Source organism: Streptomyces sp. NPDC051180, from assembly GCF_040689545.1.
In the GTDB taxonomy this organism is placed as follows: domain Bacteria; phylum Actinomycetota; class Actinomycetes; order Streptomycetales; family Streptomycetaceae; genus Streptomyces.
Genome location: NZ_JBFBBC010000001.1, coordinates 668,376 through 683,560, shown reverse-complemented (window position 1 = coordinate 683,560; position 15,185 = coordinate 668,376). Strand labels below are relative to the sequence as shown.

General features: G+C 71.7%; 12 protein-coding genes. 3 read left to right on the top strand and 9 right to left on the bottom strand.

Going from position 1 to position 15,185, the window contains the following annotated elements:
* Positions 1-43 precede the first annotated feature (43 nt).
* From AB0424_RS03020 to AB0424_RS02995, 6 genes are all read right to left on the bottom strand, one after another.
* A complete protein-coding gene (locus AB0424_RS03020; protein ID WP_366301704.1) occupies positions 44-1,138 on the bottom strand; it encodes a UDP-glucuronic acid decarboxylase family protein in 1,095 nt (364 codons plus the stop codon).
* A 431-nt stretch (positions 1,139-1,569) separates the two neighbouring features.
* Positions 1,570-2,313, bottom strand: coding sequence for an amino acid ABC transporter ATP-binding protein (locus AB0424_RS03015; RefSeq protein WP_366301703.1), 744 nt, complete (start codon positions 2,311-2,313; stop codon positions 1,570-1,572).
* Entirely contained in the window at positions 2,310-3,218 is a 909-nt protein-coding gene (locus AB0424_RS03010) for an amino acid ABC transporter permease (protein ID WP_366301702.1), read from the bottom strand. Before AB0424_RS03010 ends, AB0424_RS03015 begins: the two co-directional genes overlap by 4 nt.
* Positions 3,219-3,228: 10 nt before the next feature.
* On the bottom strand, positions 3,229-4,104 hold the full coding sequence (locus AB0424_RS03005) for an ABC transporter substrate-binding protein (protein WP_366301701.1): 876 nt from the start codon (positions 4,102-4,104) through the stop codon (positions 3,229-3,231).
* A gap of 210 nt (positions 4,105-4,314) precedes the next feature.
* Positions 4,315-5,151 carry an SAM hydroxide adenosyltransferase gene (locus tag AB0424_RS03000; RefSeq protein WP_366301699.1) on the bottom strand — a complete coding sequence of 279 codons (837 nt, stop codon included), beginning with the start codon at positions 5,149-5,151 and terminating at the stop codon, positions 4,315-4,317.
* A gap of 885 nt (positions 5,152-6,036) precedes the next feature.
* The gene (locus tag AB0424_RS02995; RefSeq protein ID WP_366301697.1) at positions 6,037-7,362 is read right to left on the bottom strand and encodes a M64 family metallopeptidase; all 1,326 of its coding nucleotides are present in this window, start codon (positions 7,360-7,362) and stop codon (positions 6,037-6,039) included.
* Positions 7,363-7,524: 162 nt separating this feature from the next.
* Here AB0424_RS02995 and AB0424_RS02990 point away from each other — a divergent pair, with 162 nt between their 5' ends.
* Positions 7,525-8,865, top strand: coding sequence for a helix-turn-helix transcriptional regulator (locus AB0424_RS02990; RefSeq protein ID WP_366301695.1), 1,341 nt, complete (start codon positions 7,525-7,527; stop codon positions 8,863-8,865).
* An 82-nt stretch (positions 8,866-8,947) separates the two neighbouring features.
* On the opposite strand, the gene AB0424_RS02985 is transcribed toward AB0424_RS02990, so the two are convergent.
* The 3 genes from AB0424_RS02985 to AB0424_RS02975 all read right to left on the bottom strand — a co-directional run bounded on the left by AB0424_RS02985 (position 8,948) and on the right by AB0424_RS02975 (position 11,353).
* Positions 8,948-9,448: a hypothetical protein gene (locus AB0424_RS02985; RefSeq protein WP_366301694.1), complete on the bottom strand. Its 501-nt coding sequence runs from the start codon at positions 9,446-9,448 to the stop codon at positions 8,948-8,950.
* 29 nt (positions 9,449-9,477) lie between these two features.
* The gene (locus tag AB0424_RS02980) at positions 9,478-10,704 is read right to left on the bottom strand and encodes a hypothetical protein (protein ID WP_366301692.1); all 1,227 of its coding nucleotides are present in this window, start codon (positions 10,702-10,704) and stop codon (positions 9,478-9,480) included.
* A gap of 148 nt (positions 10,705-10,852) precedes the next feature.
* Complete coding sequence (locus AB0424_RS02975) at positions 10,853-11,353, bottom strand: hypothetical protein (protein WP_366301691.1); 501 nt, start codon at positions 11,351-11,353, stop codon at positions 10,853-10,855.
* A gap of 160 nt (positions 11,354-11,513) precedes the next feature.
* On the opposite strand from AB0424_RS02975, the gene AB0424_RS02970 reads away from it, so the two are divergent.
* Together AB0424_RS02970 and AB0424_RS02965 are read left to right on the top strand one after the other, a co-directional pair.
* On the top strand, positions 11,514-12,503 hold the full coding sequence (locus AB0424_RS02970; RefSeq protein ID WP_366301689.1) for a LysR family transcriptional regulator: 990 nt from the start codon (positions 11,514-11,516) through the stop codon (positions 12,501-12,503).
* A gap of 218 nt (positions 12,504-12,721) precedes the next feature.
* Positions 12,722-15,109 carry a protein kinase gene (locus AB0424_RS02965; RefSeq protein ID WP_366301687.1) on the top strand — a complete coding sequence of 796 codons (2,388 nt, stop codon included), beginning with the start codon at positions 12,722-12,724 and terminating at the stop codon, positions 15,107-15,109.
* Positions 15,110-15,185: the final 76 nt, after the last annotated feature.

Genomic DNA, 15,185 nt, shown 5'->3' with positions numbered 1-15,185 from the left:
GGGGCCGCGGCGGGAAGGGGGGAGACCCGCCGCGGCGCGTGGATCAGCCGCCCGCGACGGCGGCTCCGGGTGCGGAGGACGCCACGCCGACAGCGGCTCCGGCCGGGCCGGGGATCGTCTGTGGCGTGAGGGGCGCGGGCGTCGCCGCGGCCAGCGGGACGGTCTCGTCCTGGCCGCCGCGGATCGCCGCGGCCGAGGCGGCGAGGCGGTCGGCGTGGGCGGAGAAGTACGCGACCGTGCGCCGCAGGCCCTCGGTGATGTCGATCTCGGGCTCCCAGCCCAGCACCTCGCGGGCGCGGGTGATGACCGGGCGGCGGCGGACCGGGTCGTCGACCGGCAGCGGGTGGTGCTTCACGTCGGAGGACGAGCCGGTCATCTCCAGCACGATGCCGGCGAGTTCGGACACGGTCCGCTCGACCGGGTTGCCGAGGTTGAAGGGACCCAGTTCGGACGAGTCGAGGAGTGCGATCAGACCTCGGACCAGGTCGTCGACGTAGCAGAAGCTGCGGCTCTGCCCGCCGTCGCCGTAGATGGTGAGCGGCTCGCCCGTCAGGGCCTGGGTGATGAAGCTGGACACCACACGGCCGTCGTGCGGGCGCATGCGGGGCCCGTAGGTGTTGAAGATCCGGGCGATGCCGACGTCGACTCCGTGCGTGCGGTGGTACGCGACGGAGACCGCCTCGGCGAATCGTTTCGCTTCGTCGTAGACGCTGCGCGGACCGATGGAGTTGACGTTGCCCCAGTACGTCTCCTCCTGCGGGTGGACCAGCGGGTCGCCGTAGATCTCGCTCGTCGACGCGAGGATGAACCGCGCGCGGTGCCGCAGGGCCAGGCGAAGGGCGTTCTCGGTGCCGCGGCTCCCGACCGCCAGGGTCTCCAGGGGATGGCGCAGGTAGTCGGGCGGGGAGGCCGGGGACGCCAGATGGGCGACGGCGTCGACGTGGCCGGCGACCTCCACGGACGCGCTCACGTCGACGTGCTGGAACTCGAATGCCGGGTGGGCCAGGAGAGGGGCGATGTTCTCGGGGTCGCCCGTCGAGAAATTGTCCAGGCACACCACGGAGTCTCCGCGCCGCAGAAGCGCCTCGCACAGGTGTGACCCAAGGAAACCACCGCCACCGGTTACGGCAACGCGCATGTGTTTCTCCAGGAAGGGGGAGCGGAACGACATCGACCATTCGTTCGCACGGACAATCGAATGGCGGAATGGCGGAATGGTGAAACAGCGTGACGATTCGAAAATCAGAGCCATCCCGTAAGATGCAGAACGAGAGTATGGGCATACGTACTCTTTTTTGCGGAAGCGATTCAGCAGCTGGGCCGATCGGCGGTCACCCCGCGGGAGGGTGACCGGGTCGACCGCCTGCTCTGGGGTTGTGCCGCATTCCGAACGGCGTAGTCGGACCGTGTCACCCGCACGTGTCCACGTCGCTGTGCGAGGCCGATGCCTTCCGAGAACGGCCGCCGGGCGTGCGATTACCCGTGCACCGGGAAAGGCCGAACGGAGAAAGCCGGTCCCTCCCCGTTCCACGGGGAGGGACCGGCTTCCGCGATCCGCGGGAGACGGCGCTACGAAGGGTCGAGTGCGCGGGCGAGGAAGCGCCGCGTGGCCGGCTCCCGCGGAGCGGTGAGCACCTGCTCCGCGGTGCCCTGCTCCACGATCACGCCGCCCTCCAGGAAGCAGACCCGGTCCGCGACCCGCCGGGCGAAGTCCATCTCGTGGGTGGCCATCAGGATGGTCAGGCCGCGCCGCTTCAGGTCGGCGACGACGTCCAGGACCTCGCCGACGAGTTCGGGGTCGAGGGCCGAGGTGATCTCGTCGAAGAGCAGCAGCTCCGGCTCGGTCGCCAGGGCGCGGGCGATCGCCGCCCGCTGCTGCTGTCCGCCGGAGAGCCGGTCGGGGTGTTCGTGCGCCTTGTCCGCGAGCCCGAGGCGGTCGAGCAGCTCGCGGGCCGAGGACTCGGCCTTCCTGCGCGGGACTCCGTGGACCCGGCGGGGCGCGAGCGTGATGTTGTCCAGCACGCTCAGGTGCGGGAAGAGGTTGTACGCCTGGAAGACGATGCCGATCCGGCGGCGGGCGACGTCGGGGTCGAGACGGGGATCGGTCAGCTCCGTCTCGCTCAGGTGGACCGTCCCGTCGTCGACGACCTCCAGCAGATCCACACAGCGCAGCAGGGTCGACTTGCCCGAACCCGAGCCGCCGATCAGGCAGACGACCTGGTGCTCGGCGACGTCCAGGTCGATCGAGCGCAGCACGAGTCGCTCCCCGTACTGCTTGCGGAGGCCGCGGATGCGCAGCAGCGACTCGCTCATCGTACGGCCCCCGCCCAGGTGCGCTGGGCCGCCCGCCGCTGGAGCCGGTCGGCGAAGCGGGTCAGCGGGATGGTCACCGCGATGAACAAGAGGGCCGCTCCCAGGTACGGGGTGTAGTTGAAGTCGTAGTCCGCCTTGATCTGCGCGGCCCGCAGCGCTTCGAGCGGACCGAGGACGGCTACCAGTGCCGTGTCCTTCTGCAGGGCGATGAAGTCGTTGAGCAGGGGCGGCAGCACGTTGCGCACGGCCTGGGGCAGGACGACGTGCCGCAGGGTCTGCCGCTCGTTGAGGCCCAGGGCCCGGGCGGCGTTCCGCTGCGCCGGGTGGACCGAGTTCAGTCCCGCGCGAAAGACCTCCGCGACGTACGCGGTGTAGGAGAGGGTGAGCGCGATCACGCCGAGGATCCAGGGCTCGGAGGGGGTGCCCTGCAGTTCCAGCGCCGGCAGCCCGAAGCCGACGAGGAAGACCAGCAGCAGGGTCGGTACGCCGCGGAAGACGTCCACGTAGACCGTGGCGGCGAGCCGCAGCGGCTGGAGACCCGGTGCGCGGGTCACCCGCACCAGGGCGATCAGCAGTCCCAGGACGAGGATCAGCACCTCGGCGACGAGGAACATCTGGATGTTGAGCCAGAAGCCCCGGAGGAGGTCGGGGAAGGCGGCGCGCAGCTCGGCGCCGTCGAAGAACAGAGCGTCGACGCGCTCCCAGCCCGGTGAGGCCACCGCGGCCGCGCCCACGACCACCAGGCCGAGCAGCGTGCAGAGGGTGGAGACCCAGGTGTGGCGTCGCTTGCGGGAGCGGCGGTACCGCTGCCGCTCCTGTTCGTGCTCGCTGGGCCGGTAGTCCGTGTCGGGCGTCTCCGGAACGGTGGCCGACCGTTCCGGCGCGGCCGTCTTGCCGATGTCCACAGCCGACCCGTTATCGCTTCAGCTCGGGGACGTCCGCCGAGGCGGAGAGCCATTGCGTGGTGAGCCGGGCGAGCGTGCCGTCGGTCCTGAGCTCGTCGAGGGCCTGGTTGACGCAGGAGGTGTACCCGCTGTTCTTCGGCAGCAGCAGACCGAACTTCTCGGGGGTGCCGCCCGCGTAGCCGAACTGGCCGACGATCTCGCCGTTGTCCAGCTCGGCCCCGGCCAGGTAGAACACGGTGGGCAGGTCGGTGACGATCGCGTCGATCTGCCCGTTCCGCAGCGCGGTCACCTCGTCCTTGGTGGTGCTGAAGACGCGCGGCTGCTTCGCAGGCTTGATCTGGTCGAGCACGGCCTGGTAGCTGGTCGTCGCGACCTGCACACCGATCCTGGCGTCCTTGAGGGCGCTCAGGGACGTGGCCTTCGCGAACCGGGAGCCGTCGAGTGCGAGGACGGCCTGACTGGCCGTGTAGTAACTGGTCGAGAAATCCACGGCTTTCGCGCGCTGCGGCGTGATGGAGATCTGGTTGATGTCGAAGTCGAAAGACTTGGCACCGGGGGCGTACGAATGGGAGAAGGGCTCGACCACCCATTTCACCTGGCCGCGTTCGAAGCCCAGCTTTTCGGCCACCGCATAGGCGACGGCGCTTTCGAATCCCTTTCCGTTCGACGGGGTGTTGCCGTCGAACCACGGCTCGTAGGCCGGGGAGTCGGTCGCGATGGTGAGCCGGCCGCGCTCGTGGAGGCTCGGGTTGTCGGTCGTGCACCGGGCGGATCCCTTGGCGCCGGCCGCTTCGGGGGTGCTGTTCGGCTGCGGTGCACAGCCGGCCGCCGCGAGCGCGACGAGGGCGGCGGCCGAGGCCGCCAGGGACGTGCGGGTACGGGACATCGGAGGTCCTTAGGGAGAAGTCCGGGAAAGGTAAGAGAAAGAGGGCCGGTGCTGTGCGCTCAGCGACACAGATCGGCCGCACAGCGCACGTGGTCCACGTGGCGGCGGCGTACCAGCAGGAGAGTTCCGGACATGCATTTCAGCATTCCGGCTCGCGGAGACCGGCGTCAATCGGGAAGGCCGTTGCAGGGGTAACGCGTTGATAACATGTCAGCTGGTGAGATCGAATACCCGGTCGCCTTGCCGAAGGCCGAACGCCTCCGCCGCAGAACCTCCACGGACCACGAGTTCGGCGAATCCGACCCCGGAACTCCCGACGGTGATTCCGGGCTCGCCGAGCGGGACGTCGGGGAGCCGGTCGTAACAGCGCACCCGGATGTCCCGGCCGTCGAGCCGGTTGCGTACGAGGAGGCTCTCGGCGGTGGCGTAGCCGGGAAGTTCGGCGGCCGGGCGGTCCAGCTTGCAGTTGCCGAAGTTGTCGACCACGGCGATCCGCACGTCCTCGGCGGCGACTGGGCCCACCGCCGTCGGCTCCGCGGGTACGGGGTGGCCGTCCACCAGCCAGCGGGCCAGCAGGGGCGCGTACCAGAGGCTCCGGAACTGGGTCCGCACCATCTCCTCGATCTCGGCCGGTGTCAGTTCGGCCCAGTCGTCGGCGGCGGCTTCCAGCACCTCGCGGACATCGGTGACCTGGACCTCCGTGAGGCCCAGGTAGGTCGCCAGCGGAGCCAGGACCCGGTGGTTCAGTGTGCTGACGACCAGGTGGTTCCCGTGGCGGAAGGAGCAGAACGGCACGCCGTTGGGCCAGTGCCCGTCCCTCGGCGCGATGTTGACCAGGACCACGACCGGTCGGCTCGGGCCGCCGATCAGGTCCGTGGAGCGGAGCAGGTCGAGCAGGGTGAGGGCCGCGGCGCCCTCCGGGTCCGGTCCGCCGAGCGGCAGGACGGTCGGCGTGGAACCGAACAGGGTGGCGATCCGGGTGGACTGGCGGGCGAGCGCGTTGGGGTCCGCGCAGTCGGTGAGCGAGACGACGGGAGGAAGGTGCATGGCGGAACTTCGTCCTTCTGTCGGGGGAGGACACGGGGCGGGTGGGGTGTGAGGTGCAGGGAGCCACAGGCCGGGCGGCGGGTCGGGAACACAAAAAAGGACCCTCCGTCTCCGGAGGGTCCGTCGCGTCCTGCGCGCACACGGCTTCGCTAGCGAAGCGCCTCCGGGGGCGGGGGCATCATTCGCATCATGGCGAGGGTGGCGGTGTGCTGCATGACGTGCACGCTAGCACCGGGCGGAGTCGTCTCAAACGCCATTTCACATAGTGGACAACTCCTTCCGCTCACCCCCTGCCGTGGGGCTTGCCGCCCCGCGCTTCCCCGGCCGCGACCGGTCGGCTCCCCACACCGGAAGGGCGCTACGCCTGTCCCTCATGCCTAGGCGCGCCCATAATCGGGCCACGGGAGCGGCGCGGGCGGGAGGCTGCGGCATGAGCGGGGAGCATGGCGCGAGCCCGGTTCACCGGCTGTTCGGCCCCGACACGGTGATCCTCGCGGAGCCGAGGCATCCGGTCCTGCGCCGGCGCACGGGTCCGAAGATGCACATGGTGGCGGAGGACGGCACGGTCCTGGCGCACATACACGAACGCGGCCCCTTCGCGTACGTACTCCACGACCTCGACGAGCGCCCGGTTCTGGGAGTCGACCTGGTCTCCGGAAGGGGCGGATTCGCCCGACCGGGATTCCTGGTGACCGACCCCGAGGGCGAGCCGATCGGCGACATCCGTTCTCCCGGCCGTCTCCTTCTTCGGTGGAGTGCCGGGCCGCGAAGGGTCCGGATCCCGGTGTCCACTGCCTCCGGAGCCGCCACGACCGTCCATGCGGCACGTTCCCCGGCAGCGTCCGCGCGTCGGCGGTGAACCGCGACGGACGCCCGCCGGAACGGTCAGAGCCGGATCGTCCAGCTGACGGTGGACTTCATCGTGCGGGCGATGCCGCGGTCGCGCACCGAAGGAGTGTGGTCCTCGGCGGTGAGGGACAGGGTGTGCTTCCGGAGGTCGCGCAGCCGCGGGGCCAGGTCGGACACCCGTACCTGGGTGCGGCCCGCGAGGGGCTTCAGCTCGCGCCCGTCCAGGTACCAGCGGATCGTGAGCTGGCGCCCCTCCGCCCCCGCCAGCCGGGGGACGAGGGCCTTGGCGGTGTCGCCGGTGCGGAGGGTGCGGTCGGTGGACGTGACGGGGGAGGCGATGCGCGCCTCGCGGTAGAAGCCGGCGATCATCGCCTCCACGCCGGGCAGGTTGAAGGGCTTGCCGAGGGAGCGCATCAGGGAGTTCTCGGTGGGGCGCCGCAGCCCGGTGACGTAGTAGCCGCCGCCTTCGTACGCGCCGACGATGCCGCCGTCGGGGGACTGCTCGCCGAGCCAGCGGTGCCACTTGGCGCCCTGGGAGGCCATGTCGTCGGCGGTGAGGGTGGTGATGTTGGAGTCGGCGGGCTCGGGGCCCTGGTAGTGCTCGTAGCCGGGGTAGTCGGCGTAGAAGTACTCGTCGGCGAGCTTGCCCAGGGAGTGGCCGGTCTCGTGGATCGCGACCTGGCCGGACTTCTCGTTGCCTGCGGAGGCCGTCGATATGCCCTCGTAGCCGAGGGTCTCGCTGCGCTCGTTGTAGCCGGCGCCGCCGTACTTGGTGCTGTTGGAGAGGACGAGGACCAGGTCGGCCTCCGGCGCCTTGGCGACGTATCCGTCGACCTTGCCCTGGTCGACGCAGAGCAGGCGCTCGATCTGGTCGCACCAGAAGTACGAGCCGAGGGCGGTGTCGCGGACGGTGTCGGGAGAGGGGTCGCCCGAGACTCCGGACTCGTTCGAGACGGCGTCGACGGTCCAGACGTTGAAGAGGTTGCGGTAGGTGGTGTACGGCTCGACGGCCGTCAGCTCCTCCCACTTCTTCTGGGCGTCGGCGTGGAAGCGGGGCAGTTCGGAGGCGGTGTAGCCGTCTCCGACGACGACGATGTCGAGTCGATCCGCGGTGGAGCCGTTGTCGACCATCTTGGCCACCTCGCCGTCGGCGGCCACCTCGGTCGACGTCAGGCGGGAGGCCGTCCGGTTCTGGCCTTCCGCCGGCACGTACGTGTGGCCCGAGCCGGCCGACGTCCCGCCCTCAGGCCCCGGTATCTCGACCTCGACTCCGGCCGTGCGAGGTGCGGGCGGCTCCGAGGCGGCGCTGCCGGGTGCGGCGGCGAGCACGGCCGTGATCGCGACGGCCACTCCGACCGTCATGGACGCTCGTCGTGCTGAACGCATGAAATCAGCCCCTTGCCAGGCGAGTTAAGAACAGGATTAAACCTGCTGAACAAGTCGCTTAACCTAGGGGGAAGGTGACGGCGTGCGCAATGCCTACTGCTTCTGGATACTGGGCAGTTCACGAACCAGGGGGTCCTGATGGACGATCCGGCCACGATCGGCCGCCGAGTGCAGCGACTGCGTGCTGAACGCAAGCTGACACAGAGGCAGTTGGCCGAACCCTCGTACACCCCCGCGTACGTGTCGACGCTGGAGTCGGGCCGGGTCCGACCTTCCGAGACCGCCCTGCGCTACCTCGCGGAGCGGCTCGGCACGTCGTACGAGGAGCTGGCCACCGGCAGGCCCGCGCACCTCGCCACCGAGCTGCGGCTCGCCCTGGTCGAGGCGCGCAGACAGCTGGCCACCGGGACGGCGGAGGAGGCCGCCGTGCGCTACCGGTGTCTGCTGACCGACGCGGAGCACCTCGATCTCCGGCCCGAGCAGGCCGAGGCGCTGCTCGGACTCGGTGACTGTGCCCTGGAGACCGGTCAGTTGGTCGACGCGGGCCACCACTTCCAGGCCGCCGAGCGGCTCCTCGCCGATGAGCCGCTGCCGCGCCGCGCACGCGCGATCCGGGGCCGTGCCGTCGCGCACCTCCTGGCCGGCGAGCTGCGGTACGCCTGCTACCTCCTTGAGTCCACCATCGACGAGCTCGGAGCGAGCGGCCTGGCCGACCCCGAAGCGCTGGTCGTGCTGTACGCCGCCGTCATCGGTCCGTACATGGACATGGGCGCCCACGCGCGGGCCGCCCACGCTGCCGAGCTCGCGCTGGCGCTGGCTCCACAGGTCGACGATCCGGCACTGGTGGCCGGCATGCACCGGCAGGTGGCCCGCACCTTCCTCGCCGAGGGTCGCACCGCCGAAGCGGACGCCTCACTGGCCAAGGCGCAGGCGATCTACCAACAGCTGAGCCTGCGCACCGACCTCGCGCACTGCCACTGGATGCGTGGCTACGTCCTGGCTCAGACCGGAGAACTGGCCTCGGCCGAAGCTGAGTTGCGCGCTGCCCGGGACATGCTGAACGTCAGGCGTGCGGCGCTGTTCACCGCGCAGGTGGAGGTGGAGCTGGCCGATGTCCTCCGGCGGCTCGGACGGCACGACGAGGCGTCGGATCTGCTCTCGGCGTTTCTCGAACTGGGTGACCGCCACGGCGCGGTGCACGCGGGGGGTGCGCACCGGCTGCTCGGGCTCATCGCCGAGGAGCGGGGGGACGGCGAGACCGCCGAGGAGCACTACGTCATGGCTCTGGGGCTGCTGGAGCGCAGCGGCGCGAGCGGCGACCTCGCCGATCTGTGCCGCCTGCTGGGCGACCTTCTGCGCCGCGGTGGCCGTACCGAGGCAGCCCTGGACGCCTACCGTACGGGGCTGGGCCACCGGTCGGCCCCCGGCACGACGACGCTGGGGCCCGCTCCGGCGGCGCCGGCGTTCCCGCGACGCTGAACGGGCGGCCGACCGGGCCCCTCGATGGATTCGGGAACCGGGCGGAGCCGCCCGGTTCCCGAATGGTGTCGACGCGCGCCGCTCAGCAGTTCCGGATGGACCAGACCGGCGTCCAGTCGTACGTGAAGGGCGTGGGTTCCGGCAGGACGACGTCTAGGACCTGGCCGTTCTGGCCGTAGAAGAACGCGGCGGCGCCGACCTGGTTGTTCACTACCTGGCCCACGCCGTTCCAGTGGGACAGCGCGTACTGGTGGCACCGGTAGAGGAAGAAGACCTTGTACTTGCCCACCACCGGGTCCCAGACCCCGGTGCAGAGATTGCCCGACGCGCACGTGACGGGGCTGCCCGACGACGTGTGCACGTAGTCCGCCCAGGGCGAGACCGTGGGCGACACGGCCGCCACGGCACGCGAGGACGGCACTTGGGCCCGGGGTGCCGGAGGCATGACCATGATGTGGCCGCCACCGCCCTCGCGAGGTCCGCCCGAGGACGCCGCCTGGGCCGGGACCGAAGCGAAGACGGTCACCAGTACCCACAGGAGAGCACCGACCACACCGAGGGGGGAACGCCGGGTACGCGACATCGTCACTCCTTCTCCGGGAATCCCCGGGTTCATTTCCGACTCGTGCACAGCGGTACGTCCGGCAACTGGTTGTCCGGATGGCTGAGGTAGATGTTGGTGACGTAGCCCCCGTACTGCGGCAGGTACGCCCACCAGTCGTTGGTGTACGGCGGGACGGAGACGAGCTGCCCCTTCTTCTGGCAGCCCACCAGCACCTCCACGCCGGCCGGGAGCCGGGTCAGCAGGTTGTCCCCCACGACCGGTTCCGTCCGGACGGCGACGTCCTGACCCCAGGTCCCGTACCACCTCCCCTTCGGCGCCGTTGCGCCGGGAACGTTCAGGGAACGGGTCAGCCGGCCGAGGTCGGTGTACGCCCTTCCGTACGACGTGCCGTCCGGGTGGAGCGTGAGGACGGCCACGATCGAACGGTCACCGGCCCCGACGGTGCCGGTCGTGTGCAGCGCCGGTCGGCTCAGGTCGACGCTCGCGACACCCGCCCCGGCGGACGCGGGGGCCGAGGCATCGGCGCCACGAGCCGCAGTGGTGCCGACGGGGCCGCAGTTCCCCTTCGCGTACGTCCCCGACCAGCCCTGCTTCACGGCCCACGGACGGTCGAACGCGCCGGCGATGCCGAAATGCTGGTCGAAGGAGTCCGACGCGCACCGGGTCGACCGGTGCAGGCGCTCCATGACGAAGTCACGCACCGGCGCGGGAGCGGTCTCCAGGATGTGCCGGTAGGTCTTCACGACGTCGCGGGCCGACATGGCCGTGTAGCCCCAGTACCCCTCGAAGCCCGCCGGCGGGGGAGCGGTGTCGGCGAGCCCGAGCCGCGTGACCATGCGCTCGACGATCGCCGGCCCGCCGTAGGTCGACCAGTAGTGGTTGGCGGCGGCGTCCTGACTGCTGCGGAGCATGACGTCCAGCCTGGTGCGGTCGGCGGCCGGGAGGGTGTCGGGGCTGCGGGTCCACAGGAAGTCGAGGGCGATCAGGAGCTTGACGACCGACGCGGAGCGGAACGTGGCGGCAGGGGCGAGCTGTTCGGTGAACGTCCCGGTCTGCCGGTCGAACACGGCCACGCCCGCCGTGACCCCGGCGGGCACCTGGGGGCTCGCGGGCGCGACGGACGCGGAGCCACCCGTCGGTTCCGTCGCGGCCGCGACGGAGTGAGGGAGCGCCGCGCCGGTGAAGGAGAAGGAGAGGAAGGCCGCGGTGGCGGCGAGCAGGCGCCGAGACGTACGGCGAGCGGTGGTGGGGGAGTGCCTGGCGATGCGGAGCATGGTGTGAGGGGTCCTCGCTTGGTGGGAGAGCGGGCTGCCCGGGTCTCGGCACGGTGCGGCGGACGAGGGCGGCGGGACCGCGGCGCGGAGCCCCTGGCGGGACGCGAGGGGCTCCGCCGGAGCGGGCGGGCGGAGGGCTCCCGGCGGCCTACGGGATGTTGCACTCCGTCATGCCGGGCCAGGGATCGGTCGATGTCCACACGTCGACGGCGGGGATGAAGCCCCACCCGTGGTTGCCGTCGCGACCGGGAGCGATGCGGTCACCCATGGTGTAGTACCAGATGTTGTTGCCGCCGCTGTGCGCGGCGCCTCTGCCCCAGCAGACGAACCAGCTCGTCGACGTGTCGATCCAGCCGATCGCCGAGCAGGCGGCGATGAAGCTGGCGCAGCCGTACAGCGGGGCGCCGGCGCGATTGCCGCACACCCAGTCACGTGTCCAGGTGCGCCCCGTGTACGCGTCGTAGTGACTGACGTTCCGGGCGGTGCACGACGCCTGGGCCGCGAAGGGCGCGGCCTCGGCCGGAGGCGGCGCGCTCCGCGCCGCGCGGGTGGTCGCGCCGGCCTGCGGCGACGACGCGTGAACGGCGCCGGCGCCGAACAGTACGGCCAGGAGGGCGGCGAGCATCGCCACCACTCGTCTCACAGACATGATTCGGCCCCCGTTGTCGAGAAAACAATGGTCGGACGGCCCCGCGGAACCGAAGAGTCGTCACGGGGCGTCGCTTGAGAGCCGAGCCTTCCACTCGCACTCTGCTCATGTCATCGCTTGTGCCCATGCGACATGAAAGACGATCGATAAGGGATTCATCATGGTTGCTGGCGAAACAGCCGACGGGGGTGCCGTGCCGACAGGCCCCGACCCGCGGACGCCGAGCGCCCATCAACTCAGGCTGTTCGTCGCCCTCGCGGAGGAACTCCACTTCTCGCGCGCCGCCACGCGGCTGTTCATCACGCAGTCGGCGCTGAGCCAGCAGATCAGAGACCTGGAAAGACGCCTCGGGGTGCGGCTGTTCGACCGTTCGAGCCGGGCCGTGACGCTCACCCCGCAGGGCCGGGTGCTGCTGGCGGACGCCCGCAGCGTCGTGGCGGCCATGGACCGGCTGAGCCGCAGCGCTTCGACCCAGGCGCGCAGACTCTCCGGACGGCTCCTCGTCGGCACCATCGGCGCGGAAGCGGCGATGCCCTATACGCGCGCCGTGCTGCGCCTGCTCCACGAACGGCACCCGTTGGTCCAGGTCGACGTGCGCAGCCTCCACTTCGCCGACCACTTCGACGCGCTGTTCCGCCACGACGTCGATGTTGCCTTCCTCCGCCCACCGGTCCCGCCCGGCATCGAGGTGCAACACCTCGCCACGGAACCGCGGTTGGCCTGCCTCTCCGCCGGCGACCCACTCGCCCACCGCGACCGGATCACCCTCTCCGAGCTGTCCCGCCACCCGGTGATCGACGTTCCCCCGCAGGTGCCACGCCTCTGGTGGGACTTCTGGGCCGCCGACCCCCGACCCGACGGCACCCCGGTCCGCTACGGCCCCGTCGCCTCGGACCTCGAGGGCCTCCTGCACCTCGTCGCCCAGGGCAAGGGCATGTGCTTCCTGCCCGCCGCCGCCCGCGACCTCTTCCCGCGCCCCGGCATCCGCTACGTCGAGGTCACCGACCTTCCCCCGTCGACGGCGGGCCTCGCCTGGCTGAGGGACAACCGCACGGAACCGCTCATCGAGGCCGTGGTGGCAGCCGCCGCACACGTGGCCTCGGCACGGGACCGGGGAACCGTCCGGGGCAGGGGCCGCAGCGAGGACTGACCCCACGCCACGGGTCGCGGCGACTCCGGGCGCGGGGTCCCGTGGCCGGCCGCAGGGGTGGGGCGGCCGAAGGGCGCGCTCGACGCGGGCCCGCACGCTGAGGTACTCGGCGTTGCCCTCCCCCAGTCGGGGAGGAGGGCCCTCTCGCACGCCTTGTTCCGCCTCTGCCCCTGTGCTGTCATGGTCGCCTTGTGCCAGGTGCGGGGGAGGCTGCAGGAGTGCTTGGGGGCTTACGGGACGCGTCGCCCCGGGTCGTCGGTCCCTATCGGATCGTCGCCCGGCTCGGAGCGGGCGGCATGGGCGAGGTGTTCCTCGCGGCGGACGAACGGCGGCCGCCGCGGCGGACCTTCGTCGCAGTGAAGACCGTGCACGGTGGCCTCGCGGACGACGAGGGCTTCCGCTCCCGCTTCCGGCGCGAGATCGAGACCGGGCGGGCGGTGTCCGGCCGGTACACGGCGCGGCTCCTCGACGGCGACGCGGACGGCGCGCCCCCGTGGCTGGCCACCGAGTACGTGCCGGGACCGAACCTGGAGGAAGCGGTCCGCGGCGGCGGTCCGCTGCCGGAGCCGGCGGTGCGCGCCCTGGGCCGCGGTCTCGTCGCCGCCCTGCGCTCCATTCATCACGCGCGGGTCCTGCACCGTGATCTGAAGCCCGCGAACGTGCTCCTCACGAAGGCCGGTCCCAAGGTCATCGACTTCGGCATCGCCCGTGCCTTCGGCGCGAGCACCATGACCGCCACCGGAAGGATCGTCGGGTCGCCGGGGTTCATGTCACCCGAGCACGTGGCGGGCAGCGAGCACGTCGTCGCCGCCTCGGACGTCTTCTGCCTCGCCTCGCTGCTCTGCTACGCGGCGACGGGGCGCGGCCCGTTCGGCGACGGCCCCCTTGCCGCGGTCCTGTTCCGCATCGCCCGGGCCGAGGCCGACCTGACGGGGCTTCCGCACGGGCTGCGCGAGGTGCTCGCGCCGTGTCTGGCGCAGGACGCGTCGAGCCGTCCGGACACGGCCGAGCTGGCCCGCCTTCTCGCGGACGAGGATCCCGCGGACGCCGGCGGCGGGGGAGCGACGGACGTCCCGTGGCCCGCGCACGTGACCCGCGCCCTCGCCCTGCGCGAAGCCGCACTGGAAGAGCTGGACGTCCGGTTGGGGAACATCGCCGCACCCGGCCTGCACGACCTGCCGACCGTGACCGCGCCCCGCCGGGCCGACACCGGGGGCCGGCGGCAGCGCCGTGGGCCGGCCGTGGCCGTCGTGGCGTCCCTGGCGCTTCTGGCCGGTGCGGGGCTCGGCGGGACCTATGCGACCGGACGGTGGCCGTGGCCGCAGCCGCCCGACCCGGCGCCCCCAGGGCCGTCGGCCTCACCGTCCGGGGCCGGGGGCGGCACCGCTCCGGCCGCCGCACAGGCGTCGTACGTGGACGAACTCGGCGGCCCCGACCGGGGCAGGAGCTTCGACGCCGCGCCCTCGCTGCGTCCTGCGGGCTGGCGCCCCTGGACCGTGCATCTCCCCGCGGGCCCCGTGGCCTGTGCCGCCGACCACTCCGTCATGGTGTGCCGGCTCGCGGACGGCAGCATCCAGGCAATCCGCCTGAAGGACGGCGCGCGGACCTGGCGGGTCCCGCCGGCGAAGGCCCCCGAACCCGGTGCGGCCGCCACGGGACCCGTCCTCGCCGGCAGCGTGGTCGTCACCGCCGAGGAGGGCCGGCTCCGGGCCCGAGCGACGGCCGACGGGTCGATCCGGTGGGAAAAGCCGCTGTCCGGACGCCCGTTGGGTCGACTGCTCGGCGTGGACACCACCGTCTACGTCAACCGCGCCGACTCCGACGGCATCCACAGCGACGCGTACGCACTCGCCGACGGCCACCGTCGATGGACCCGGCTCGTCGCGGGGAAGGTCGGCGGGCAGGCCGAACGGCAGGGCGTCCTCGCGTACGCACCGGACCAGCTCTACGTCAACGGCGAGGAGGGGCTCGCCGCATGGAGCCCGGCCACGGGGAAGACCCTGTACGAGGCGCCCTCCGGCGGGACCGGGTCGGGAGCGCCCGACACCCGGTACTGCCCCGATCCGCGTCTTTCCGCCGGTCAGCTGGTGTGCCCGGACTCCGACGGGCGGGGGCTCCACTTCCGGGCGGCCGAGGGCTTGACGACGAGCTCATCGAGCGATCGGTTCCGGCTCGCGGGGGACGTCGCGGTGCGGGACGCCGTGTTCGGTCCGCCCGCCGTGGGCAGCCCCCTGGTGCTCGAACTGCCCGCCGAGGGAAGGGTCGTGCGGGTCCATGAAGCACCCTACGACGGGCTTTCCGAGCTGACGACGGTGACCACGATCCTCAGCGGCGACGACGGCCGGCCGGCCTCACTCGCGCCGCCCGTCGTGATCGGCCAGCGGACCGTCTTCGCGGACAACGCCACCCTTCACGTGGTGCCCCCCGAGGATGAGGGGCCGCCGTTCGCGGCACCGGTGCCCGGCGCCCCCGGCAACCGGGCCGCCGACGGCACCCCCGCCCGCCCGGGCACCCGCCGTGCTCCGACCCTGCTCTCGGTCGGCGGGATCGTCCTGCTCGGCTACTTCGACGGCACCGTCCGCGCGCAGACCCTTCCGGAGCGCTGAACCCGCGATCCGTCGCCGACCTGACACACCACCGAACCCCCGATGCGCCGCCGCATCCCCGGAGAACCTGGAGTCG